The following is a 23,242-nucleotide window of genomic DNA, read 5'->3' as shown; positions in this document are numbered from 1 at the left end:
GAGACAAGCAACGAAAAGGATAAAAGGTCATGGACGGCGTCACAGTCATCAATCATCCGCTGGTGCAGCACAAGCTGACGATCATGCGCAAGAAGGAGACGTCGACCGCCGGTTTCCGCAGACTGCTGCGGGAAATCTCGATGCTTCTCTGCTACGAAGTAACTCGCGATCTTGAGCTGACGATGGAAACGATCGAGACGCCGATCACCGAGATGCAGTCGCCGATCGTGGAAGGCAAGAAGCTGGTCTTCGTTTCGATCCTGCGTGCGGGCAACGGCCTTCTGGAAGGCATGCTCGAACTTGTTCCGTCGGCCCGCGTCTCTCACATCGGTCTTTACCGCGACCACGATACGCTGCAGCCGGTGGAATATTACTTCAAGGCTCCGGATGGTCTCGACGAGCGCCTGCTGATCGTCGTCGACCCGATGCTGGCGACCGGCAATTCGGCAATCGCCGCAATCCAGAAGCTCAAGGAGCGCGGTGCGACGAACATCCGCTTCCTCTGCCTGCTGGCTGCACCGGAAGGCATCAAGAATTTCCAGGAAGCCCATCCGGACGTGAAGATCTACACGGCATCGATCGACAGCCATCTGAACGAGAAGGGCTATATCGTGCCGGGTCTCGGCGATGCCGGCGATCGCATGTACGGCACGAAATAAGGTTTTCAGGATTTCCTAACCAATGATGAAGAAGGCGGCCGGTCCGAAAGGGTCAGGCCGCTTTTTCGTAACCATTGCGGCCTAGCGTGTTTTCCCTGAACCCAGGGGATCGACCCATGCTTATTCGCACCGCCATGTTCGCAGCCGTCGCCGTTGTCGTGGCGACGCAGATCCCTGCCCTGCTCGAACACACCGGCCCGGCACAGCAAGAGCCGGTGGTGCAGGCGCCCGCCGCCAAATCACAGGTCGCGACCACTCCGCAGGCCGCATCGCTTACTCCGGGGACGATGGTTCTCAACGCCGATGGCCGCGGCCATTTCATCGGTACGTTCAAGCTGAACGGCAAGTCCGTTACCGGCCTGGTGGATACCGGCGCTTCAGTGGTGGCGATCAACGAACGCACGGCCCGGATGCTGGGTTATGGCGCAAACAGCCTCGACTTCCGCTACCCGATGCAGACGGCGAACGGGCAGACGCTGGCTGCGCATGTCGTGCTCGACCGCGTGGAGATCGGCAATGTGCGGGTGCGCGATGTCGATGCCATGGTGCTGCGCGACGAAGCGCTGAGCACCACTTTGGTCGGCATGAGTTTTCTGACGAAGCTGAAATCCTACCAGGTCAAGGGCGGCAGCCTGACGCTTGCCAATTGAGGCTGGTGATCAGCCGATACGTTCAATGATGACCGGCGACGGTTCCGGTGCGCTTTCCGCGATCGTGTAGCTTGTAAGAAAGGCGTCGCCTGCGCGATCCGCCTGTTCGCGGGACGCCGCGTGAACGCGTGCGATCGCTTGCCCCTTCTCGACCGCAGAGCCCAGCGGCAGGATGCGATCGAAGCCGACGCTGTGGTCGATCGTGTCGGTTGTCTTGCGGCGGCCGCCGCCCATATCCACCACGGCAAGCCCGAGGGTGCGACCATCACAGACAGCAAGATAACCGGTGGCCGGGGCCAGAACATCCAGCATGACGGGCGCTTTCGGCAGACAGGTTTCCGGGTGCTCGCAGACATGGGCAGGACCGCCGAGCGCATGCACCATGCGGGCAAAAGTTTCCATTGCCCGGCCGGACGAGAGAGCCGAGCGCGCCATGCCCCTGCCCTCTTCAACGGTCGATGCGAGGCCTGCCTGAACCAGCATTTCGGCGACCTCAGCCAGAACGACCGTCTCAAGCCGCGTTCCCGTCTTCCGACCGGCGAGAAAATCGACGCAGTTCATCACTTCCAGTGCATTGCCGGTGGCATCAGCCAGCGGCTGGTTCATATCGGTGATGAGTGCGACGGTCGGCACGCCTGCGCCGTTTGCCACATCGACCAGCGAGCGGGCCAGAATGCGGGCTTCCCCGATATCCTGCATGAAGGCGCCCGAGCCGACCTTTACATCCATCAGCAGGGTCTGAAGGCCTGCGGCAAGCTTCTTCGACAGGATAGAGGCGGTGATCAGCGGCACGGATTCGACCGTCGCGGTGACATCGCGGATGGCATAGAGTCGGCGGTCGGCAGGTGCCAGATCCGATGTCTGGCCGACGATCGCACAGCCAACTTCCTGTACGACTTTGGAAAAGCGCGCCTGATCCGGCGCGATGTCATAACCCGGAATGGATTGCAGCTTGTCGAGCGTGCCACCTGTGTGACCGAGACCGCGGCCGGAAATCATCGGCACGGCGAGGCCACAGGCGGCAGTCACGGGGGCGAGCATCAGCGAGACATTGTCACCGACGCCACCGGTCGAATGCTTGTCGGCGATCGGTCGATCAATGCCGTCCCATTTCAGGACGGAACCGCTGTCGCGCATGGCAAGCGTCAGACTTACCGTTTCATTTCGGGACATTCCCCGAAAGAAGACAGCCATGGTAAAGGCCGCTGCCTGCGCCTCCGACACTGATCTATCGGTTACGCCGGCCACAAAGGCCGCGATCTCCTCTCTCGAAAGACCGTGGCCGTCGCGTTTACGGCGGATGATTTCCTGCGGCAGCATGCCAGTGCGTCAATAGCCAGCGGCGGCGCGCGGCGCGGTGCTTCCGCTCAAGACCGCCAGAATGTCATCGAGCAGGCTCGAAGCGCCGAAGCGGAAAGTGGAAGGCATGACCCAGTTCGGTCCCAGAATGCTTTCCGCAAGCCTCAGATAGAGATCGGCATCGGCGACCGTTGAAATGCCGCCTGCCGGCTTGAAGCCGACCTTGGCTTTTGATTCGCGGATCGCCCGCAGCATGATATCTGCTGCTTCCAGTGTCGCATTGACCTGCACCTTGCCGGTCGAGGTCTTGATGAAATCGGCACCGGCGGCAATCGCCAGTTCGGAGGCGCGCCTGACAAGCGCCATGTCGCGGATTTCGCCGGTTTCGAGAATGACCTTGAGCGTGGATTGTAGGCAGGCGGCACGGACGGCCTCGACTGTCGTCGTGACAGCCTCCTCATCGCCTGCGATGAAGGCCTTGTAGGGAATGACGAGATCGATCTCGTCGGCACCGTCTTCGACGGCCTTTTTCGTTTCCTCGACCACTTCGCCAACGGCAAGATCACCGGAAGGGAAGTTGACGACGGTTGCGATCCTGACCGGATGGCCGCCCCCCAGAATGCTGCGGGCATGGGTAATGAAGCGCGGCCAGATGCAGATCGCGGCGCTATTGCCATAGGGTGTCTGGGCGCGCAGGCACAGGTTTTCGATCGCGGCATTGTCGCAATCGTCACGCAGGTTCGTCAGGTCGAGAAGAGACAGGGCAAATGCCGCAGCCTCGCGCGGGCTCTGCAGTTCCATGGTGTCCTCCGGTGTGGATTGAAGTGCAAGTTTTAGCGTTGAACCGATTTGATTCAACCCGCATAGGTCGCGAAATGTGGTATCTTGCCGCTAGGGCATTGATAAGTCAGGCATCGCGGCTGAGCATTTCATGCAGGACCGCGGCGAGCCGGGCACCACCGACAGGGGCCATGTCCTTGGTTTCCTCGTGGCTGAGCTCGGCACCGGTCATGCCTGCCCCGTAATTGGTGACGACCGAGGCGGCCGCAACCTTGAGGCCAAAGTAGCGGGCGAGGATGACTTCCGGCACGGTCGACATGCCGACGGCATCGGCGCCGAGCGTGCGTGCCATGCGAATTTCGGCCGGCGTTTCGAAGCTCGGGCCAGAGAACCACATGTAGACGCCCTGATACAGCGTCACACCGGCAAGGATCGCGGCATTGCGCATCTTGAGCGCCAGATCGGCATCATAGGCACTGGTCATGCCGACGAAGCGTTGATCGCCATGTTCGCCGATCAGCGGGTTCATGCCGGAATAGTTGATATGGTCGGTGATCTGCATGACCGAACCGGGCGGCATGTCTTCACGCACGGACCCTGCCGAGTTGGTAAGGATCAGCGACTGCACGCCAAGGCCCTTTAGCACCTGCAGGGGGAACCGCATTGCCTTGGGATCGCCATGCTCGTAATAATGGGCGCGGCCGGACAGCATGATGACCGGCTGGCTGCCGAGATAACCCGCCACCAGTTCGCCCGCATGGCCAGTAACACCGCTTACCGGGAAACCTTCAAGTTCCCTGTAGGAAATGCGGACCTGCTCGGTCACGCCTTCCACCAGCGAGCCGAGGCCGGAGCCGAGCACGATCGCTACACGCGGCACGAGGCCATCCAGTCGTTCGACCAGCAGATCGGTTACCGTCGTCATCCGATGACATCCGTTTCGAAGGCGTAGGGAAGCAGTTCGGCCATGGTGACGGTCTTCGCCACGCCTGCCTCGTCGCAGAGATATATGCGCGTATCGGCCGAAGCGAATTCCGAGATTTTCTGGCGGCAGCCGCCGCAGGGAGTGCAGAGCGGCAGCTTTTCGGCAATCACCGCCAGTTCGACGATCTTCTTTCCGCCGCCCATGACCATGGCGCCGATCGCCGTCGGCTCGGCGCACCAGCCTTGAGGGAAGGAGAGGTTCTCGATATTGGCGCCGAGATAGACTTTTCCGTCATCCGCCTTCAACGCAACACCGACCGGGAACTTGGAATAGGGCGCATGAGCCTTGGTCATCGCCTCGCGGGCTGCTTCGAATAGTTCGTGCGACATCTCTTTAGCGCTCCTTGGTGTAGGCGACGCCGCCGGCCTTGGGCGGGCGGGCGACGCCGATGAAACCGGCAAGCAGGACGCAGGTAAGGATATAGGGCAGCGCCTGGAAGATCTGCACCGGAACCTCGCCGATCATCGGCAGCGACTTGCCCTGCATGAAATTGGCGAAGGCATCGAGGAAACCGAAGAGCAGGCAGGCGAACATGACCGGCACCGGCTTCCACTTGGCGAAGATGAGCGCTGCGAGCGCGATATAGCCCTTGCCGGCCGACATGTTGTTGATGAAGGCGGCGGACTGGGCAATCGACAGATAGGTGCCGGCAAAGCCTGCAAGAAAACCGGTGACGATCAGCGCGCGATAACGCAGCCAGACGACCGATACGCCTGCCGTATCGACCGCGCCCGGGTTTTCGCCGACCGCGCGAAGGCGCAGGCCGAAACGGGTGCGATAGAGCACCCACCAGGAGATCGGCACCATGAGGAAGGCGATGTAAGTCAGGATGTTGTTGCCGGAAATGACATTGGCGTAAAGCGGCCCGATGATCGGCACGTCGCGCATCATGTCGGCACCCGGCAGGATGATGCCGGAGAAGCGCCCTTCCGCCGGCACCTGGCCGGTGCGTCCGCCCTGGTTGAACCAGGCGGTGCCAAGCACGATCGTCAGGCCCGCCGCGATGAAGTTCAGCGCCACGCCGGAGACGATCTGGTTGCCGCGGTTGGTGATCGAGGCAAAACCGTGCAGCAGCGAGAAGATGATCGAGACCATGATGCCGGCGCCAAGGCCTGCCCAGGCATTGCCGGTCCAATAAGCCACGCAGGCGGCGGCGAAGGCGGAAGCCAGCATCTTACCTTCAAGGCCGATATCGAAAATGCCGGCGCGCTCGGAGAAAAGACCTGCGAGTGCGGTAAACAATAGCGGGATGGACAGGCGGATCGCCGAACCCAGAATGCTGACGAAGGTGTCGAAATATTCCATGGCTATTTCCCCGTCGCCGTCTGGTAGAGCCGCACCATGCCCGGACGCAGCATGTATTCCAGCGCGCCGGCAAAGAAGATGACGAGGCCCTGGATGACCACGATCATGTCGCGGGTGATATTCGGCATTTCGAAGGAGAGGTCGGCGCCGCCCTGATAGAGGATGCCGAACAGAAGTGCCGCGAGAATGATGCCGACCGGGTGGCTTCGTCCCATCAGTGAAACTGCAATGCCGACGAAACCTGCCCCGGCGACAAACTCCACCTGCAGGCGGGCCGAAGCACCCATGACCGCATTGAGCGACATCATGCCGGCAAGGCCGCCGGAGATCAGCATGGCGATGATGACCGTGCGGACGTACGGGATGCCCGCATAAACGGCGGCCGTCGGGCTGATGCCGAGCGTGCGCATCTCATAACCGAGCTTGGTGCGCCAGATCAGCAGCCAGACGAGGTAACACATGACAAGCGCAATGATGAAGGAGACGTTGAAGGGCGCCGGGCCGAGCTTCAGCCCGAACAGCGCCATAAGCCAATCGAGCTTCGGCAACTGCCCACCGGGCAGGAAAGTGCGGGTTTCCGGCGCCATCTTGCCGGGCACGATGAAGACGTTGACCAGCAGATAGACCATCAGCGCCGCGCCGATGAAATTGAACATGATGGTGGTGATGACGATGTGGCTGCCGCGCTTGGCCTGCAGCCAGGCGGGGATGAAAGCCCATGCCGCGCCGAAGAGGGCCGCGCCGACGATGGCAAACGGCATGGTCACATACCACGGCACGTAATGATCGAGCGACAGGGCGACCAGCGCCGCACCGAGCCCCCCGACATAGGCCTGGCCTTCGGAGCCGATGTTGAACAGGCCGGCATGGAAGGCAACCGCAACGGACAAGCCGGTGAAGATGAAGCTCGTGGCGTAAAACAGGGTGAAACCGATCGCATCACCGCGGCCAAGCGCCCCCTGGATAAGGAAATTCAGCGCCTCAAGCGGGTTTTCGCCGATCGCCCAGACGACGAGGCCGGAAAAGAAGAATGCTAGGATGAGGTTCAACAGCGGAATGGCGCCGTAATTGATCCAGGCGGGCAATGGGACGGACGCCGTGCTCATGCGACCCTCCCCGTTCGCCCGGTTCCGATCCGTGCTTCACTCATCCCATACTCCGAAATTCTAGTAAAAGCAGAGACCGTCACGCTGCGATCCCCGCCATCATCAGGCCAAGCGTCTGCTCGTCCGCATCCGACGATTTTTCGCCGACGACCTTGCCGGCGAACATGACGAGGATGCGATCCGACAGCGAGCGGATCTCGTCGAGTTCGACAGAGACCAGAAGCACCGCCTTGCCAGCATCGCGCATCTCGATGATGCGCCGGTGAATGAATTCGATCGCGCCGATATCGACGCCGCGAGTCGGCTGGCCGATCAGCAGCATTTTCGGATCGCGCTCGATCTCGCGGGCAACGACGATCTTCTGCTGGTTGCCGCCGGAGAAATTGGCAGTCTTCAGTCGCGGGTTCGGCGGGCGGATATCGTATTTTTCGATCTGCTCCTCGGCGCTCTTCCGAATTGCGTCGAGATCCAGCATCGCGCCGCGGCCATAACGCGGATCGTGGTGATAGCCGAGGATGGAGTTTTCATATTCCTCGAATTTCAGCACAAGACCCATATGGTGCCGGTCTTCGGGAATATGCGCGAGGCCGAGTTGACGCAGAACTGCGGGGTCGGCGGATTCGACCGGCTTGCCATCGATCAGGATTTCTCCCGAGACCGGCTTGCGGATGCCGGCAAGCGCTTCGAGCAGCTCAGACTGGCCGTTGCCGGCAACACCGGCGATGCCGACGATTTCTCCGGCGCGGACATCGAAGGACACGTCGTCGACCATGGTGACGCCACGGCCGTCCTTCACCGTCAGATTTTTCACCGACAGAAGCACCGGGCCGGGATTGGCATCGCCCTTTTCGACACGCAGCAGCACGCGGCGACCGACCATCAGTTCGGCGAGTTCGGCAACCGTCGTCTCGGCCGTCTTGCGGGTGGCGACCATCTCGCCGCGACGCATGACCGAGACCGTATCGGTGATCGCCATGATCTCGCGCAGCTTGTGGGTGATGAGGATGATCGTCTTGCCCTGATCGCGCAGAACCTCAAGGATACGGAAGAGGTGATCTGCTTCGGCCGGGGTCAAAACACCCGTAGGCTCATCGAGAATGAGGATCTCGGCGCCGCGATAAAGCGCTTTCAATATTTCGACACGCTGCTGGCTGCCGACCGGCAACTCCTCGATCATCGCATCCGGATCGACTTCCAGACCGTAATCCTTTTCGAGCCGCTTCAGTTCTTTGCGCGCACCTGCAACGCCCTTGGCGAGCAACTGCCCGCCTTCCGCACCGAGCATGACATTTTCCAGCACGGTGAAATTCTCGACCAGCATGAAATGCTGGTGGACCATGCCGATTCCCGCCGCAATCGCGGCCTGGCTGTCACGGATCGTGACCGGCTTACCCTGAATGCGGATCTCACCCTCGTCGGCGTGGTAGAAGCCATAGAGGATCGACATCAGTGTCGACTTACCGGCACCGTTTTCGCCGATAATGCCGTGGATGGATCCCTTGCCGACGGAAAGGTTGATGTTCTTGTTCGCATGGACTGCGCCGAACTTCTTGTCGATGCCGACAAGTTCGATCGCGGGCTCATTCGCTGAAGACTGAAGGCTCAATGGTCCGACCTTGCTCTTAATATGCAAAAAGGGCGCATGGCGGCGGTTCCACCATGCGCCCCTTCGATCCTTGACTTACATCGGGCAGGAATTGTCCGTCATGTAGTCATGCACCTTGACGGTGCCGGCAATGATATCGGCCTTTGCCTTATCGAGCGCGGCCTGCATTTCCGGCGTGATCAGAGCCTTGTTGTTGTCGTCCATGGCCGCAACAACGCCGCCATCCTTGATGCCGTTGGACTGGACACCGGCGGTGAACTTGTCGGCTGCGGTATCCTTGTAGGCGTTATAGACCGCCAGATCGACGCGCTTGACCATCGAGGTCAGAACCGAACCCGGATGTACATGGTTCTGGTTCGAATCGACGCCGATCGAGAGCTTCTTGTTGTCGGTAGCGGTCTGCATGACGCCCAGGCCCGATGCACCGGCTGCCGCGTAAATGACGTCGGCGCCCTGGTCGATCTGGTTCTTGGTGAGCTCGCCTGCGCGAACCGGGTCGTTCCAGGCAGCGCCGGTCGTGCCGACCATGTTCTGGAAGACCTGCATATCGGCCTTCACTGACTTGGCGCCCTGAACATAACCACAGCCGAACTTGCGGATCAGCGGGATATCCATGCCACCGACGAAACCGACCTTGCCGGTCTTGGAGGCCATGCCAGCGAGAAGACCGACGAGATAGGAGCCTTCCGCTTCGTTATAGACAACGGAACGAACGTTCGGCAGATCGACGACCGAGTCGACGATGACGAATTTGGTGTCGGGAAATTCAGCAGCAACTTTTTCCATGGCCGAAGTCCAGGCGAAGGAAACCGCGATGACGGGGTTATAGCCACGGCTTGCGAAGTTGCGAATAGCCTGCTCGCCCTGCGTGTCGCTTGTCGGCTCGAAATCGCGATAGTCGGTGCCGGTTTCCTTCTTGTACATTTCGGCACCGGCATAGGCGGCCTCGTTGAAGGATTTATCGAATTTACCACCGGTGCCATAGACCAGCGCCGGCTTGATCTCGGCGGCCAGCGCTGTCGTCGACATCGCAGCTACGGCGAGAAGGCTCAAAAAGGTTTTCTTCATGGTGCAGCCTTGCTTTTTTAATGTTAGGTCCTCCCGCGGGTCCGACCAGCGAACGCCATGCGGTTACCGCCCCCTCTTTGAAGGCTTGGCTATACCTACTCTTGCATGTGCGCCAGAAAAATTCACCAGATTTTTTTCATCCGGTAAAAACGCCTATCCCTTTGGCAGCCTGCATGAATTTGCCGCGGACCTGCACAAATCCGCGGCGCTCAAATCATATTATCGCAGCTTCAAGCCGCCTGGCCGACCGGGCAGGACACACCGGTGCCTTTGAGACCGCAATAACCGGCCGGGTTCTTTGCGAGATACTGCTGGTGGTAGTCCTCGGCATAATAAAATGTCGGCACGGGAGCGAGTTCCGTGGTGATCGGTGTGTCGCGGCCAGCCTTGTTCAGGGCATCCTGGAAAACATCCAGCGCCTCGCGCGCCTGCTCGGCCTGGTTTTCGCTCGTCGTGTAGATCGCGGAACGATAGGTGGTTCCGATATCGTTGCCCTGACGCATGCCCTGGGTGGGATCATGCTCCTCGAAGAACAGCTTCAGCAGCTGGCGGTAGGAGACGATTTTCGGATCGAAGACGATCTTGACGATCTCGGCATGGCCGGTGAGCCCGGTCGTCGTTTCATGATAGGTCGGGTTCGGCGTGATACCGCCGGCATAGCCGACCGCGGTCACGTAGACACCCGGCACCTTCCAGAACAGGCGCTCGGCACCCCAGAAGCAGCCCATGCCGAAATAGGCAACTTCCAAGCCTTGCGGATAAGGGCCCTTGAGGGCGTGGCCGTTGACGAAATGGATCTCGGATGTCGGGATCTCTTGCGGCCTACCGGGCAGAGCCGTCTGCTCTGATGGCATTACAGTCTTCTTGCTGAAGATCTCGTTCAGGAACATTTCTGCCTCCATCTTTGGCGACATTGGTTGTCTACTTTTCCTGGACTGCATCACTCCCCGGCACCGCCTGCCGGTTCAGGCCGCGAAACGTCCTGCGAAAGACGTTCTCTTGTAGCCCACCATCCAGAAAAGCAGCGCAAGGACCAGGAACATGACACCGGCAGGCTGCGCCAGAACCGGCGCCACATAGGGTCGCCATATATCTGCGCTCATATAGTCATCAGCCGACAGTTCTGCCAGTGTCAGACTTTCAGGATCGAGATTAAGCCAAGCATTGCCGAGGCTAGTCAGAACCACATCCGACGATGAAACGGACTGGATCGCATCGATAGTGCCGACGAGGACAGCAGCAGCAAGCGCTGCGAAACTCAAAAAATGGAAAAACGCCCGAAGGAGCCTCATCGCGCAGATCTCTTCCCTCAAACACCGGCGTCCTGAATCAAACGATAGCGCCATCGCCTGCATATGGCAACGACGGCCAAATTATCCGACACGGTGTCCGTGCGTTAAGTACTTGTCATTCGGGAGAAAAATGGTGCTGCTAGAGAGATTTGAACTCTCGGCCTCTCCCTTACCAAGGGAGTGCTCTACCCCTGAGCTATAGCAGCATCTGAGCGGCGCGGCTCAAGCCGCGTCGTTGGTGAGCGGCCTATTGCCATAGGTTCATGGTGAGTGCAAGCGGCAAATCAACTATTTTGTTGAGAACCGTGACCGCGTTGCCGCCAGACCAAGGCGGAAGCCCCGGCTGCGCCGCGAAAGAGAAACGGATCGCAGCATTATCGATTTTCCAATGGAATTGATGGATGGCGGGGTGGCATGGCCACTCCGCCATCCATTCCTCTAGGTTTTCGTCACGCCATCGACGCTGTCGAGCGTACGGCTGAGGAGCAATGCGAGAATAGTACAGATCGCACCGGAGATCAGATAACCGCCGATGAAGATGATGCCGAAATTGCTGGCGAGCCCGAGAGCGACCAGCGGCGCGAAACCCGCACCGATCAGCCATGCAAGATCGGAGGTGAGCGCCGAGCCGGTATATCTGTAACCGGCGCTGAAGCGCGAGGAAACCGAACCGGACGCCTGGCCGAAGGACAGGCCAAGGATCGCGAAGCCGAGAATGATGAAGGCCGACTGTCCAGTCACGCCTGCATCAAGCAGGAAGGGCGCCGTGAAGCTGAAGATCGCGATGATGAAGGCACCGATCAGCAACTGGCGCCGACGGCCGATGCGATCGGCCAGAAAGCCCGAAAGCATGATGGTGGCGAAACCGCAGAGCGCGCCCAGCACCTGAACGAACAGGAAGGTGCCTGCGGATTGGCCGCCATACAATGTCACCCAGCTCAGCGGGAAGATCGTCACCAGATGGAACATTGCGAAGCTGGCAAGCGGCGCAAAGGCACCGATCACGATATCGAAACCGTGAAGCCTCAAAACCTCGGTTATCGGCTTGGCTTCCAGTTCGTGATTGTCCATGGCGGCGCCGAATTCATGCGAGGCGACGATGCGCAACCTTGCGAACAGGGCCACGACGTTGATCGCAAAGGCTACGAAGAAGGGGAAGCGCCAGCCCCAGTCAAGGAAGTCGGCATCCGAAAGATTGACGACGAAATAACCGAAAAGGATGCTGGCCAGAGCAAAGCCGACCGGCGCTCCGAGCTGCGGGATCATTGCGTAAAAACCACGGCGGTTTTGCGGAGCGCTTATCGCAAGCAGGGAAGCCAGCCCGTCCCACGCTCCTCCAAGCGCAAAACCCTGGCCGAGCCGGAAAAGCGCCAGAAGCGCCACGGACCACATGCCGATCGTCTCGTATCCCGGCAGAAAAGCGATCGATGCGGTCGAGCCACCAAGAATGAGTAGCGCCGTCGTCAGCTTCGTGCCGCGGCCGAAGGTGCGATCAATCCACATGAAGACGAAAGAACCGACCGGCCTTGCCAGGAAGGCGAGCGAGAAAATGGCGAATGAATAGAGAGTGGCAGTGACGGGGTCCGGAGCAAACGGGAAGACCAGACGGGGAAAAACGAGCACGCAGCCCAGACCGAACACGAAAAAGTCAAAAAACTCGGATGTGCGGCCGATCACGACCCCGATGGCGATGTTACCCGCCGAAATCGGCTTGTCGTCGTGAATATGCCTTGCATCGCGCTCCAGTGCTGATGACGACGGACCAGTCGCAAGAATTGTTGCCTCTGCCATGACTAACGTTCCTCCTTCGCGTCATTGCAACAATGAGTATGTTGGCCGGACTTGCTGTCAATCAAGATTTCAACTGTGAATTTGTGAAATTTCGAAAATTAGCAAATTTTGCCACAATCGTCAGGTTTCGCGCGATAAGGTATGTCTTCTGTCAACTTTATAGACTAGATTGCGCGCCGCAGGGCCGCCCTCCATCGAAATGGAGCAGGTGGTGATTTGCAGTGCGAAAAATTGTAGCACTGCGACGAAACACCTCATGGAGATCGGGGCAATGCTCCGATAGGCGAACTAGATAAAAAGCAAATTTGAGCAGATCAATGTCCCCAATCGTAAGGCGTCTTTGCCAGCTTTCCATCCTTCTTATCCTCCCATTCATGGCAGGCTGTGACCTTGTGGTCATGTCTCCGTCGGGCGATATCGCGCAGCAGCAGGCAGACCTCATCGTCGTGTCGACGGTGCTGATGCTTCTGATCATCGTGCCGGTGTTATTTTTGACCTTGTACTTCGCCTGGCACTATCGCCATTCGAACACGAAGGCCAAATATGACCCCGAATGGCATCACTCGACCCGCCTTGAAGTGGTGATCTGGTCCGCACCGCTGGCGATCATCATCGCATTGGGCGCAATCACCTGGATCAGCACCCACAAGCTCGACCCGTTCCGTCCGCTCGATCGCATCGATGCGGAACGTACCATTCCGGAAGGCACCAAGCCTCTCGAAGTGGAAGTCGTGGCGCTGGACTGGAAGTGGCTGTTCTTCTATCCGGAATATGGTGTCGCCACCGTCAACGAGATGGCAGCGCCGGTCGACCGGCCGATCACCTTCAAGATCACCTCTTCGTCAGTGATGAACTCCTTCTACGTTCCGGCACTGGCAGGCATGATCTACGCCATGCCGGGCATGGAAACGAAGCTGCATGCGGTAATCAACAAGGAAGGCGTATTCGATGGCCTGTCGTCGAACTACAGCGGACCGGGCTTCTCGCACATGCGCTTCAAGTTCCACAGCCTCAACGAGCAGGGCTTCGACGGCTGGATCGCCCAGGTCAAGCAGAATGGCACCGCGCTCAACCGCGACGCCTACCTGAAGCTTGAAAAGCCGAGCGAAAAAGAGCCTGTCCGCTATTACGCAACTGTCGAAGACGGCCTCTACAGAGCAATCCTCAACGTCTGCGCCACGCCCGGCAAGATGTGCATGGACGAGATGATGCATATCGACATGATGGGCGGCGCCGGCCTGGAAAGCCACGAGAATCGTGATCGCCTGAAGTATGACGGCGGCCCGATCGACATCAACCTTCGCGGTCATGGCGAAGAGCATTCCGCAGTCGAGCCCGCCGCGGGCTCTCAGTCCACCAAGAACATGCCCGCTGAGGGCATGTCGCACGGCAACCATTCCATGCAGGGCACGGATATGGCCAAGGGCGACGCCTCCGAGGCGCCAAAAACAAACTAACCTGGCGCCTAGCGTCGCAAGACTTTAATGAACGGGTTGTCCCATGTTTTCCAATCCTGACCTCCTGAAGTTTATCTTCGGCCGGTTGACTCTCGAATCCATCCCCTACCACGAGCCAATCCTGGTAGCGACCTTCGCTGCTGTCGCGCTGGGCGGCATCGCCCTCTGCGCGTTCATCACCTACATGAAGTGGTGGGGTCCGCTGTGGAACGACTGGATCACCAGTATCGATCACAAGAAGATCGGTATCATGTACATCATCCTGGCGATCGTCATGCTGCTGCGCGGCTTCTCCGACGCCATCATGATGCGTATCCAGCAGGCTATCGCGTTTAACGGATCGGAAGGCTATCTGCCGCCGCACCACTACGACCAGGTCTTCACGGCTCATGGCGTGATCATGATTTTCTTCGTCGCGATGCCTTTCGTGACGGGTTTCATGAACTATGTCGTGCCGTTGCAGATCGGCGCACGCGACGTATCGTTCCCGTTCCTCAACAATTTCTCGTTCTGGATGACGACCGCAGGTGCGATCATCGTGATGATCTCGCTGTTCGTCGGTGAGTTCGCGCGTACCGGCTGGCTTGCCTATCCGCCGCTTTCGGGCGTGGAATACAGTCCCGGTGTCGGTGTCGACTATTATATCTGGGGTCTGCAGGTGGCCGGTGTCGGTACGACCTTGTCAGGCATCAATCTGATCGCCACGATCGTCAAGATGCGCGCACCCGGCATGTCCTTCATGAAGATGCCCGTCTTCACCTGGACCTCGCTCTGCACCAACATCCTGATCGTCGCCACCTTCCCGATCCTGACCGCTACCCTCGTTCTTCTGTCGCTCGACCGTTATGTCGGTACGAACTTCTTCACGAACGATCTCGGCGGCAACCCGATGATGTATATCAACCTCATCTGGATCTGGGGCCATCCGGAAGTCTACATCCTGATCCTGCCGGCCTTCGGTATCTTCTCCGAAGTCGTTGCCACCTTCTCCGGCAAGCGTCTGTTCGGTTATGCCTCGATGGTTTACGCCACCTGCGCGATCATGATCCTGTCCTACCTCGTGTGGCTGCACCACTTCTTCACGATGGGTTCGGGCGCTTCGGTCAATGCCTTCTTCGGCATCACCACGATGATCATCTCGATCCCGACCGGTGCGAAAATCTTCAACTGGCTGTTCACGATCTATCGTGGCCGCGTCCGTTACGAAGTTCCGATGCTCTGGACGATCGGCTTCATGGTGACTTTCGTCATCGGCGGCATGACCGGCGTCATGCTCGCAGTCCCACCGGCAGACTTCGTACTGCACAACTCGCTGTTCCTGATCGCTCACTTCCATAATGTGATCATCGGCGGCGTGCTGTTCGGCCTGATGGCTGGTGTGACCTATTGGTATCCGAAGGCCTTCGGCTACAAGCTCGATCCCTTCTGGGGCAAGATGAGCTTCTGGTTCTGGTTCATCGGCTTCTACTTCGCCTTCATGCCGCTCTACGTTCTCGGCCTGATGGGCATTACCCGCCGCATGTCTCAGTTCGACGATCCGTCGCTGCAGATCTGGTTCGTCATCGCCGCTATCGGTGCAGGCATGATCGCCATTGGCATCCTGTCCTTCATCATCCAGCTCGTCGTCAGCTACATCAAGCGCGAGGAACTGAAGGACGAAACGGGCGATCCGTGGCATGGCCGTACTCTGGAATGGTCGACGTCTTCGCCGCCGCCAGAATACAACTTTGCCTTCACTCCGGTCGTGCATGACCACGATAGCTGGTACGACATGAAGAACCGCGGCTACGCACGTCCGCTGCAGGGCTTCAAGCCGATCCACATGCCGAAGAACACCGGCACGGGTGCAATTCTGGCAGCCCTCAACATTGCCCTGGCATTCGGCCTGATCTGGTACATGTGGTGGCTTGTCGTCGTATCGTTCGTCGCCATCATCGCAGTCGCGATCGGCCATACCTTCAACTACAAGCGCGACTTCTACATTCCGGCGGAAACCGTTTCCGCTGAAGAAGCCAAGCGTACAGAACTGCTGGCGAAGCAGGTGTGACAATGAGCAACATTCAGAGCCAATCTGCGGAAAAGCCGCAATTCTACCTCGAGGAAGATCACCATCCGGAAGGCAGCACGAACCTCGGGTTCTGGCTGTATCTGATGAGCGACTGCCTCATCTTCGCGACGCTATTCGCGACCTATGCCGTGCTCGGCCGCAATTATGCGGCCGGCCCAGCACCTGCCGACCTGTTCGACCTGAAGCTCGTGGCAATCAACACCGCCATGCTCCTGTTCTCGTCGATCACCTACGGTTTTGCGATGCTGCAGATGGAACGCGGTGCCAAGCAGGAAACCCTGTTCTGGCTCACCGTTACTGGTCTCTTCGGCCTCGCCTTCCTGGGTATCGAACTCTATGAGTTCCATCACATGATCCACGAAGGCGCGACGCCGCAGCGTTCGGCCTTCCTGTCGGCCTTCTTCACCCTGGTGGGCACGCACGGTCTGCACGTCACCTTCGGCATCATCTGGCTGGTCACGCTGATGGTTCAGGTTTCCAAGCACGGCCTGATCGCTGAAAACCGCCGCCGCCTGATGTGTCTGTCGATGTTCTGGCACTTCCTCGACGTCGTCTGGATCGGCGTATTCTCTGTCGTCTATCTCATGGGAGTCGTCGGATGACCACCAACTCCACCTCGCACGAAGATGCACACGAAGCCCATCACGCCCACAGCCATGGCCACGAAGCCGGCCATGGAAGCTTCAAGAGCTATGTGACGGGCTTTATCCTGTCGGTTATCCTGACAGCCATTCCGTTCTGGCTCGTCATGGGTGACGTGCTCGACAGCAAAGTTGCCACCGTTGCGGCAATCATGATCATCGGCGCGATCCAGATCGTCGTCCACATGATCTACTTCCTGCACATGAACACCAAGTCGGAAGGCGGCTGGACGATGATGGCGTTGATCTTCACGGTCATCATCGTTGCAATCGCTCTGGTCGGCTCGCTTTGGGTCATGCATCATCTCAATACAAACATGATGGTCATGTCGCCTGAGATGATGAAGAACCTGCCTTGAGGTGATCAGGGAGCCCATGCGGGCTCCCTAACCTCAGAGACTACCGACCGGCATACACAATTCATGAAATGGAAACGCCCGTGAAATCTTACCTAGGCTTTCGGGCGTTTCTGCTTTTTGCGGCTATCGTCTTCACCGCTCTCGGTATCTGGCAGGTCCAGCGGCTTTTCTGGAAACTTGATCTGATTGCCCGAGTTGATGCGCGCGTCCACGCCGCAGCGGCTGCCCCTCCGACCGCAAACGAGTGGCCGATCATCAAGTCAACCGATGCCGAATATCGGCATGTGGTGCTGAAGGGCACCTTCGACAACTTACGCGAGACGCTGGTACAAGCCGTGACCGAGAGAGGCCCCGGCTTCTGGGTTCTCACGCCGCTTGCCACGGCGGATGGTGGCACGGTCCTGATCAATCGCGGTTTCGTGCCGCCGGATCGCCGCGACCCAACCTCTCGTGCGGAAGGGCAACTCCAAGGAGAGGTCACCGTTACCGGATTGCTCCGGCTCAGCGAGCCGGGAGGGGCATTCCTCCGGAGTAACAATCCCGCGGCGGGCGGTTGGTATTCCAGAGATGTGCAGGCGATCGGAGAGAACAAGCAGCTTGTGAAGCTCGTTCCTTATTTCGTTGATGCAGATGCGACTGCCAATCCTGGCGGATATCCCGTGGGCGGTTTGACAGTCATCCAGTTCCGAAACAGCCATCTCGTTTACGCGCTGACATGGTTCGCGCTGGCCATCATGTCCTTTGCCGCCATGATCATGATCCCGCGCTTCCTGCGCAAGGAGACCTGACGGGCGGTGTGGCACTTGCTGGAAGGCACCGTCGCAACACTGTAAGAATAATTTCCACCTCATCTTGAACCGCCGACCTGCCGACACGAGATGCCAACTTGTCGCAGTGGGCGCTGTTGGCGTCCATCTCGCTTGCGGTTTCAGTTTCATTCCGGCAGCGAGAACGCGTTGATGAGCACTCGTTAAAACCCGGAAGACAGGCTATACAATGCCGGATGCAGCTTATCCCATACCCGAGTTGATAACGCTGTTGCTTTGGTGAAGGCATATGCAGAAGACGCTGCTACGTTATATCTGGACGCATACGAGGCCACAGCAGGTCTTCATCCTGCTGATCGTCGCCTTGTCGATGATCCCGTATTTCCTTGCCTTCGACCTTCCCAAACAGATCATCAACGGCCCGATCCAAGGCCAGGGTTTCGAAGATCTCAGCACCACCCAGAATTTTCTGGATTTCTCGATCAGCATTCCTTTCGTTGATTACACATTCGGCTTCGACGGTTTTCCGCTCGACCGCATGCAGACGCTGGTCGCGCTCAGCAGCGTCTTCCTGCTTCTGGTGATCATCAACGGCGCATTCAAATACTACATCAATACCTACAAGGGCCGGCTCGGCGAGCGCCTGCTGCGCCGCATCCGCTTCGAGCTTGTCGATCGAGTGCTGCGTTTTCCGCCCCGCCACGCGAAGAGCCTGAACGGCGCCGAGATCGCCAGCATGATCAAGGACGAAGTGGAGCCGTTCGGCGGTTTCACCGGAGATGCCTTCGTCCAGCCGGCACTGCTGGGCGGCCAGGCTCTCGCCGCATTGTTCTTCATCATCCTGCAGAACTTCTGGCTCGGCATGGTCGCGGCGTTCATGGTCGCGATCCAGGTGATCATCATTCCGAAGATGCGCCGCCGGCTGATCGAACTCGGTCGGCAGCGGCAGATCACGGCACGACGGCTGGCTGGCAAGGTTAATGAAGTGGTCGAGGGCCTCGGCACGATCCACGCCTATGACACATCGAATTTCGAGCGCGCGGACGTGGCAAGCCGGCTGGGTGAAATCTACCGCATCCGCTACGATCTCTACCAGTGGAAGTTCCTGGTCAAATTCCTCAACAACTTCCTGTCGCAGGTCACGCCGTTCCTTTTCTATCTCATCGGCGGCTATCTGACGCTGCGCGGCACCCTCGACGTCGGTCAGCTTGTCGCCGTCATCAATGCCTACAAGGACTTGCCGGGACCTTTGAAGGAGCTGATTGACTGGGACCAGGCGCGCCAGGACGTGCAGGTAAAATACGAGCAGGTCTTCGAGAACTTCGAAGTCGAGGATCTCATCAACCCGGCCATTCACACTCTCACTCCGGCATCGACACAGCAGAAGCTCGAAACACTTCACGCTGTTTCAGTGTCGCTCAACGACGACAGCGGCGCCAAGGTTGTCGACCACGTCACGTTGAAGATCGATCGTGGCGAAACGGTTGCGATGGTGGATCATACAGGCCGTGGCGCAGAAGCGATGGCTGAAGCTTTCGGTCGGCTCTCATGGCCTTCGAGCGGCCGAATCTGCCTCGGGGATCAGGATATCCGGGAACTTCCGGAATCCGTAACCGGACGCCATATCTCCTATGTCTCCACGGATAGCTACTTCTTCCATGGCAGCCTGAAGGACAACCTTCTTTACGGTCTCAAACATGCTCCGGTCAAAAGACACGAGTATGAAGGCAAGGACATGCGCCAACGACTTTGGGAGATCCGCGAAGCCAAAAAGGCGGGCAATCCACACCTCGACATCCGTGCCGGCTGGGTGGACTACAGTTACGCGGCGCTCGGCAACGGCGCCAAGGAGGACTTGCAGAAATCGCTTCTCGCAGCACTCGATGCCGTGCAGCTGACTGACGACGTGCTTGAACTTGCGCTTCATTCCACAATCAATCCGGACGAGGATCCGGAATTTGCAACGCGCGTGGTAGAGATGCGCAGGGCCTTGCGTGCCCGTATGAACGAACTGGGCATGGAATCCCTCGTCATCCCGTTCGAGCCGGACGGCTACAACTCCCAGGCAACAGTCGCCGAAAACCTGCTGTTCGGCGCGACGTTGGCGCCTCTCACGCCGGACAATGAATTGCTATCCAGCGAGCATTTTTATACCGCGCTCAACAAGGTCGGGCTGCAGCGGCCATTCGTCGAAATGGGGCGGACAGTCGCCCGGAACCTCGTTGAAATATTCGGTGGGCTACCGGCAGACCACCCGTTCTTCCGTCAGGTCACAACGCTGTCTGCAGAAGATATCAGCTACTACCAGAGCCTGCTGCAGCGAAAAAATGAACCCAAGCCGGTCAATTTCCGACTATCCAGTGCAGACAAGGCCTTCATCCGCCTGACGCTGGAATATATCGAGCCACGATACCGCCTTGGCATTTTGACAACCGAGCTTCAGAACAAGATCGTCGGTTCACGCGAACTGTTTTACACCGAGCTACCAGCTCATCTGCGGGAACTTATCGAACGCTACGATCCCGATAAATACGTTTCCGTTGCGACGCTGCGTGAGAATATTGTTTTTGGAAAGCTGAGCAACAGTAACGCGGATGGCGTCGTCGAGCTTCGCACGTTGGCAGGCGCTGTTTCACGCGAGCTCGGCTTTGCCAACCAGCTTCTAAAAGCCGGTCTCGATTACGACATTGGCGCTGGCGGACGACGTTTGACACCAATCCAGCGACGAAAACTTAATCTTGCCCGCGCATTAATTCGGCGATCTGACTATTACGTGTTCAATAAACCGCTTCCTGGGCTCGAAAGACACACCCAGGAGGAAATTGTGCAGAACGTACTTGCATTTCTGGGTCAACAGGAGAATGATCCAGCTGTAATCTGGGTCTTGTCAAATATTTCTTTGTCACGTTTGTTTGACAAGGTCGTCATGTTTGACGGAGGCGCAATCCTCGAAGAGGGCTCGTACGAGACGCTCGAACAGGAGAGCGGAACCTTCAAGGCTCTGGTGGCTTAGCCATCTGTCCGACAGGAAAGGCGGAAGAGCGATGTTGCTATGTGATGAAGTCCAGCTGCTGCGGAAACTCCCGTATTTTGCGGAAGTAGATACCTGCAAGCTCAAACTGCTCGCGTTCGCATCCGAACGCGTGACGTTCAAGGCTGGTCAACGCCTCTTCACCCAGGGCGACGCGGGAGATTCCGCCTATTTCATTCTCAGCGGCAGCGTGGAGTTTCTTGTCAGCACGCCTGACGGCCCTGTGAAGGTCAGCGAACGCGGTCCCAACTCGATCGTCGGCGACATCTCGCTGCTCTGCGATGGGCCACGCAGCTCGACGGTTCAGGCTGCCGGCGTGGTCGAAGCCTTGAAGATCAACAAGGACTACCTGTTCCGGATCATGGACGATTGCCCAGGCATGACCATGAAGATGACGCGCGCAATCGCCGAGCGGCTGCGCCTGACATCGTCGGAACTTGATCAGGTTCGCGCCTTGCAGAAGGCCTGAGCGGCCTCATACTCTCATAGCCTGCGATACATAAAATACCTGCCTTCATTGACCGAAGGCAGGCGAGGGAGTGCGTCGAGCTGCGGGTGTTCGAGCGGCAGGCCGCTGACGGCGTAACCACCCGGCTGAAGCATGGCGGCAACCATCTGCGGCAGCCATGACAGCGTGATGGCATCCTTGTCCGGATAACCCGTACCAATATCCGCGTGGACCAGCGCTGCGCCGGTTCCGGCAAACTCCTGCCCCGTCTCGTTGATCTCGCCGGTGACGAAATCATCTTCATGCGGCGCCGTTGTGCGATGTGCATTCATCGCGCGATCGAATGCGATGACCCGCCGCTCGGGAAAAAGCTCGCGCAGATGGCTGTAGGTCCTGCCATTGCCCAATCCCACCTCAAGAACATCCCCTTGCGCCGGAAGACCGAGGTCATTGGCAACATGGTTGAGGATATCGCGCTGGGCAGACATGCGATTGATGAATGTGTCGAGGCGGCTCATGGTCTTTCCAGTGTCTCAGGCTTTGACGATGACGTCGGAGGAAATTCCCTTGCGGGCGAAGATGTTGCGGGTATCGACGATCAATGGGGCAAGGCGGGATATAGCGTCGTAATCGACATTATCATGGTCAGTAGCGATGACCACGGCATCGAACGATTTGAGCGCGGCCTCATCCCACTCTATCGACCGACGGCCCTTCAGTTCGGCATATTCGCGGGTCGACGGGATTTCCGATACGTAAGGGTCAAAATAGGCTACCGACCCGCCACGGCGCTCGATCAGTTCCATCAGCCGCAGGGATGGGCTTTCTCGAATGTCGGGCACGTTCTTCTTGTAGGCGAGACCGATCAGAAGCACTTTCGAACGGCTGAGCGCCTTGCCGCTGCGGATATCCAGAGCTTCCGCAAGGCGGGTGACGATGTGATGCGGCATGGCGGTGTTGATCTCGCCGGCCAGTTCGATGAAGCGCGTCGGCGTCTCGAATTCACGGGATTTCCAGGTCAGATAGAACGGATCGATCGGGATGCAGTGACCGCCAAGGCCGGGGCCTGGATAAAAGGGCATGTAGCCGAAAGGCTTGGACTTTGCCGCATCGATAACCTCCCACACATCGATGCCCATAGCGTCGTAGACGAGCTTCAATTCGTTGACGAGCGCGATGTTGACGGCGCGAAAGATGTTTTCGGTGAGCTTTACAGCCTCGGCCGTGGCCGTGGTGGAGACCGGCACGATGGTCTCGACGGTCGCGCCATAGAAAGCCTGCATCAGTCCTGCCGCAGCTTCACCATCGCCGGCGACCACTTTCGGGATGCTGGCCGTGTGAAACTGGCGGTTGCCGGGATCTTCGCGCTCTGGCGAATAACCGAGGAAGAAATCAACGCCTGACTTCAGGCCGGTCTTTTCGAGGATCGGCTTTACAACCTCGTCGGTCGTGCCCGGATAGGTGGTCGATTCGAGGACGATCAGCTGGCCCGGGCGCAGGGTTTTGGCAATCGCCTCTGCCGTCTTCGCCACATAGGAGAGGTCAGGATCGCGATGCGCCGTCAGCGGCGTCGGCACGCAGATGGCGATGATATCGCATTCGGCCAGGCGGCTGAAATCGCAGGTTGCCGCGAAACGCCCGGCCTCGCATTCAGCCTTCAAAACCTCTGTCGGAACCGCTTCGATATAGCTTTCGCGGCGATCGATGAACTCGATCTTGGACGGGTCGATATCGAAGCCAGTGACCGAGTAACCTGCCCGTGCAAAGGCCATCGCCAGAGGCAAACCGACATAGCCAAGCCCCACGACGCCAGCCTTGGCCGTGCGTGCGGTGATCTTCGCATGAAGCGTCGAGGAAAGGGCGGTATCAGTCATGACGGGAGAAATCCTAGCGGTGAGGCGGTGGCTGACAGTTGTGAGAGATGCGCCGA

Annotated in this window: 22 protein-coding genes and 1 tRNA gene; 9 read left to right on the top strand and 14 right to left on the bottom strand. The window is 58.6% G+C overall.

The window, feature by feature from the left end; translation table 11 throughout:
* The first annotated feature begins 29 nt into the window (after window positions 1-29).
* Window positions 30-659: a uracil phosphoribosyltransferase gene (gene upp / locus MRBLMR1_RS14015; RefSeq protein WP_148146120.1), complete on the top strand. Its 630-nt coding sequence runs from the start codon at window positions 30-32 to the stop codon at window positions 657-659.
* Between the two features lie 116 nt (window positions 660-775).
* Window positions 776-1,309 carry a TIGR02281 family clan AA aspartic protease gene (locus MRBLMR1_RS14010; protein WP_148146121.1) on the top strand — a complete coding sequence of 178 codons (534 nt, stop codon included), beginning with the start codon at window positions 776-778 and terminating at the stop codon, window positions 1,307-1,309.
* 9 nt (window positions 1,310-1,318) lie between these two features.
* Here MRBLMR1_RS14010 and deoA read toward each other — a convergent pair whose 3' ends face one another.
* From deoA to MRBLMR1_RS13950, 12 genes are all read right to left on the bottom strand, one after another.
* Window positions 1,319-2,629: a thymidine phosphorylase gene (deoA, locus tag MRBLMR1_RS14005; RefSeq protein WP_148146122.1), complete on the bottom strand. Its 1,311-nt coding sequence runs from the start codon at window positions 2,627-2,629 to the stop codon at window positions 1,319-1,321.
* 9 nt (window positions 2,630-2,638) lie between these two features.
* The gene (deoC, locus tag MRBLMR1_RS14000) at window positions 2,639-3,409 is read right to left on the bottom strand and encodes a deoxyribose-phosphate aldolase (protein WP_148146123.1); all 771 of its coding nucleotides are present in this window, start codon (window positions 3,407-3,409) and stop codon (window positions 2,639-2,641) included.
* Between the two features lie 106 nt (window positions 3,410-3,515).
* Complete coding sequence (locus MRBLMR1_RS13995) at window positions 3,516-4,313, bottom strand: purine-nucleoside phosphorylase (protein WP_148146124.1); 798 nt, start codon at window positions 4,311-4,313, stop codon at window positions 3,516-3,518.
* Window positions 4,310-4,702 (bottom strand): cytidine deaminase, encoded by a 393-nt coding sequence (locus MRBLMR1_RS13990; RefSeq protein WP_148146125.1) that lies wholly within the window; start codon window positions 4,700-4,702, stop codon window positions 4,310-4,312. Before MRBLMR1_RS13990 ends, MRBLMR1_RS13995 begins: the two co-directional genes overlap by 4 nt.
* Before the next feature lie 4 nt (window positions 4,703-4,706).
* Window positions 4,707-5,678: an ABC transporter permease gene (locus MRBLMR1_RS13985; RefSeq protein ID WP_148146126.1), complete on the bottom strand. Its 972-nt coding sequence runs from the start codon at window positions 5,676-5,678 to the stop codon at window positions 4,707-4,709.
* Between the two features lie 2 nt (window positions 5,679-5,680).
* On the bottom strand, window positions 5,681-6,784 hold the full coding sequence (locus MRBLMR1_RS13980) for an ABC transporter permease (protein ID WP_148146127.1): 1,104 nt from the start codon (window positions 6,782-6,784) through the stop codon (window positions 5,681-5,683).
* 79 nt (window positions 6,785-6,863) lie between these two features.
* Window positions 6,864-8,390, bottom strand: a complete 1,527-nt coding sequence (locus MRBLMR1_RS13975; protein ID WP_148146128.1) for an ABC transporter ATP-binding protein — start codon at window positions 8,388-8,390, stop codon at window positions 6,864-6,866.
* A 75-nt stretch (window positions 8,391-8,465) separates the two neighbouring features.
* Window positions 8,466-9,458, bottom strand: coding sequence for a BMP family lipoprotein (locus MRBLMR1_RS13970; RefSeq protein WP_148146129.1), 993 nt, complete (start codon window positions 9,456-9,458; stop codon window positions 8,466-8,468).
* 230 nt (window positions 9,459-9,688) lie between these two features.
* Entirely contained in the window at window positions 9,689-10,348 is a 660-nt protein-coding gene (msrA, locus tag MRBLMR1_RS13965; RefSeq protein WP_148146293.1) for a peptide-methionine (S)-S-oxide reductase MsrA, read from the bottom strand.
* A 75-nt stretch (window positions 10,349-10,423) separates the two neighbouring features.
* Complete coding sequence (locus MRBLMR1_RS13960) at window positions 10,424-10,750, bottom strand: hypothetical protein (protein ID WP_148146130.1); 327 nt, start codon at window positions 10,748-10,750, stop codon at window positions 10,424-10,426.
* Between the two features lie 131 nt (window positions 10,751-10,881).
* A tRNA-Thr gene (locus MRBLMR1_RS13955) sits at window positions 10,882-10,956 on the bottom strand.
* 232 nt (window positions 10,957-11,188) lie between these two features.
* Window positions 11,189-12,541 carry an MFS transporter gene (locus MRBLMR1_RS13950; RefSeq protein ID WP_148146131.1) on the bottom strand — a complete coding sequence of 451 codons (1,353 nt, stop codon included), beginning with the start codon at window positions 12,539-12,541 and terminating at the stop codon, window positions 11,189-11,191.
* Window positions 12,542-12,858: 317 nt separating this feature from the next.
* Between MRBLMR1_RS13950 and cyoA the strand changes: the two genes are divergently transcribed.
* The 7 genes from cyoA to MRBLMR1_RS13915 all read left to right on the top strand — a co-directional run bounded on the left by cyoA (window position 12,859) and on the right by MRBLMR1_RS13915 (window position 21,333).
* Window positions 12,859-13,998 (top strand): ubiquinol oxidase subunit II, encoded by a 1,140-nt coding sequence (cyoA, locus tag MRBLMR1_RS13945; RefSeq protein WP_148146132.1) that lies wholly within the window; start codon window positions 12,859-12,861, stop codon window positions 13,996-13,998.
* Between the two features lie 43 nt (window positions 13,999-14,041).
* The gene (gene cyoB / locus MRBLMR1_RS13940; protein ID WP_148146133.1) at window positions 14,042-16,045 is read left to right on the top strand and encodes a cytochrome o ubiquinol oxidase subunit I; all 2,004 of its coding nucleotides are present in this window, start codon (window positions 14,042-14,044) and stop codon (window positions 16,043-16,045) included.
* Window positions 16,046-16,047: 2 nt separating this feature from the next.
* On the top strand, window positions 16,048-16,668 hold the full coding sequence (cyoC, locus tag MRBLMR1_RS13935) for a cytochrome o ubiquinol oxidase subunit III (RefSeq protein WP_148146134.1): 621 nt from the start codon (window positions 16,048-16,050) through the stop codon (window positions 16,666-16,668).
* Window positions 16,665-17,066 (top strand): cytochrome o ubiquinol oxidase subunit IV, encoded by a 402-nt coding sequence (gene cyoD, locus MRBLMR1_RS13930; protein WP_148146135.1) that lies wholly within the window; start codon window positions 16,665-16,667, stop codon window positions 17,064-17,066. Before cyoC ends, cyoD begins: the two co-directional genes overlap by 4 nt.
* Window positions 17,067-17,134: 68 nt before the next feature.
* Window positions 17,135-17,854, top strand: coding sequence for an SURF1 family protein (locus MRBLMR1_RS13925; protein WP_148146136.1), 720 nt, complete (start codon window positions 17,135-17,137; stop codon window positions 17,852-17,854).
* 268 nt (window positions 17,855-18,122) lie between these two features.
* Window positions 18,123-20,846, top strand: a complete 2,724-nt coding sequence (locus MRBLMR1_RS13920) for an ABC transporter transmembrane domain-containing protein (RefSeq protein WP_148146137.1) — start codon at window positions 18,123-18,125, stop codon at window positions 20,844-20,846.
* A gap of 31 nt (window positions 20,847-20,877) precedes the next feature.
* Window positions 20,878-21,333 (top strand): cyclic nucleotide-binding domain-containing protein, encoded by a 456-nt coding sequence (locus MRBLMR1_RS13915; RefSeq protein WP_148146138.1) that lies wholly within the window; start codon window positions 20,878-20,880, stop codon window positions 21,331-21,333.
* A 14-nt stretch (window positions 21,334-21,347) separates the two neighbouring features.
* On the opposite strand, the gene MRBLMR1_RS13910 is transcribed toward MRBLMR1_RS13915, so the two are convergent.
* On the bottom strand, window positions 21,348-21,830 hold the full coding sequence (locus MRBLMR1_RS13910; protein ID WP_148146139.1) for a class I SAM-dependent methyltransferase: 483 nt from the start codon (window positions 21,828-21,830) through the stop codon (window positions 21,348-21,350).
* A gap of 15 nt (window positions 21,831-21,845) precedes the next feature.
* Window positions 21,846-23,186: a nucleotide sugar dehydrogenase gene (locus tag MRBLMR1_RS13905; RefSeq protein ID WP_148146140.1), complete on the bottom strand. Its 1,341-nt coding sequence runs from the start codon at window positions 23,184-23,186 to the stop codon at window positions 21,846-21,848.
* Window positions 23,187-23,242 lie beyond the last annotated feature (56 nt).

Origin of the sequence: Neorhizobium sp. LMR1-1-1.1, assembly GCF_040675795.1 — a bacterium.
GTDB lineage: Bacteria > Pseudomonadota > Alphaproteobacteria > Rhizobiales > Rhizobiaceae > Neorhizobium > Neorhizobium cellulosilyticum.
This window is presented reverse-complemented; position numbering and strand designations above follow the sequence as displayed.

Excerpts from the sequence above, each read along its gene's own strand:
- upp (WP_148146120.1), top strand. The coding sequence starts at position 30 with ATGGACGGCGTCACAGTCATCAATCATCCGCTGGTGCAGCACAAGCTG.
- MRBLMR1_RS14010 (WP_148146121.1), top strand. The coding sequence starts at position 776 with ATGCTTATTCGCACCGCCATGTTCGCAGCCGTCGCCGTTGTCGTGGCG.
- deoA (WP_148146122.1), bottom strand. The coding sequence starts at position 2,629 with ATGCTGCCGCAGGAAATCATCCGCCGTAAACGCGACGGCCACGGTCTT.
- deoC (WP_148146123.1), bottom strand. The coding sequence starts at position 3,409 with ATGGAACTGCAGAGCCCGCGCGAGGCTGCGGCATTTGCCCTGTCTCTT.
- MRBLMR1_RS13995 (WP_148146124.1), bottom strand. The coding sequence starts at position 4,313 with ATGACGACGGTAACCGATCTGCTGGTCGAACGACTGGATGGCCTCGTG.
- MRBLMR1_RS13990 (WP_148146125.1), bottom strand. The coding sequence starts at position 4,702 with ATGTCGCACGAACTATTCGAAGCAGCCCGCGAGGCGATGACCAAGGCT.
- MRBLMR1_RS13985 (WP_148146126.1), bottom strand. The coding sequence starts at position 5,678 with ATGGAATATTTCGACACCTTCGTCAGCATTCTGGGTTCGGCGATCCGC.
- MRBLMR1_RS13980 (WP_148146127.1), bottom strand. The coding sequence starts at position 6,784 with ATGAGCACGGCGTCCGTCCCATTGCCCGCCTGGATCAATTACGGCGCC.
- MRBLMR1_RS13970 (WP_148146129.1), bottom strand. The coding sequence starts at position 9,458 with ATGAAGAAAACCTTTTTGAGCCTTCTCGCCGTAGCTGCGATGTCGACG.
- msrA (WP_148146293.1), bottom strand. The coding sequence starts at position 10,348 with ATGTTCCTGAACGAGATCTTCAGCAAGAAGACTGTAATGCCATCAGAG.
- MRBLMR1_RS13960 (WP_148146130.1), bottom strand. The coding sequence starts at position 10,750 with ATGAGGCTCCTTCGGGCGTTTTTCCATTTTTTGAGTTTCGCAGCGCTT.
- MRBLMR1_RS13950 (WP_148146131.1), bottom strand. The coding sequence starts at position 12,541 with ATGGCAGAGGCAACAATTCTTGCGACTGGTCCGTCGTCATCAGCACTG.
- cyoA (WP_148146132.1), top strand. The coding sequence starts at position 12,859 with ATGTCCCCAATCGTAAGGCGTCTTTGCCAGCTTTCCATCCTTCTTATC.
- cyoB (WP_148146133.1), top strand. The coding sequence starts at position 14,042 with ATGTTTTCCAATCCTGACCTCCTGAAGTTTATCTTCGGCCGGTTGACT.
- cyoC (WP_148146134.1), top strand. The coding sequence starts at position 16,048 with ATGAGCAACATTCAGAGCCAATCTGCGGAAAAGCCGCAATTCTACCTC.
- cyoD (WP_148146135.1), top strand. The coding sequence starts at position 16,665 with ATGACCACCAACTCCACCTCGCACGAAGATGCACACGAAGCCCATCAC.
- MRBLMR1_RS13925 (WP_148146136.1), top strand. The coding sequence starts at position 17,135 with ATGGAAACGCCCGTGAAATCTTACCTAGGCTTTCGGGCGTTTCTGCTT.
- MRBLMR1_RS13920 (WP_148146137.1), top strand. The coding sequence starts at position 18,123 with ATGCAGAAGACGCTGCTACGTTATATCTGGACGCATACGAGGCCACAG.
- MRBLMR1_RS13915 (WP_148146138.1), top strand. The coding sequence starts at position 20,878 with ATGTTGCTATGTGATGAAGTCCAGCTGCTGCGGAAACTCCCGTATTTT.
- MRBLMR1_RS13910 (WP_148146139.1), bottom strand. The coding sequence starts at position 21,830 with ATGAGCCGCCTCGACACATTCATCAATCGCATGTCTGCCCAGCGCGAT.
- MRBLMR1_RS13905 (WP_148146140.1), bottom strand. The coding sequence starts at position 23,186 with ATGACTGATACCGCCCTTTCCTCGACGCTTCATGCGAAGATCACCGCA.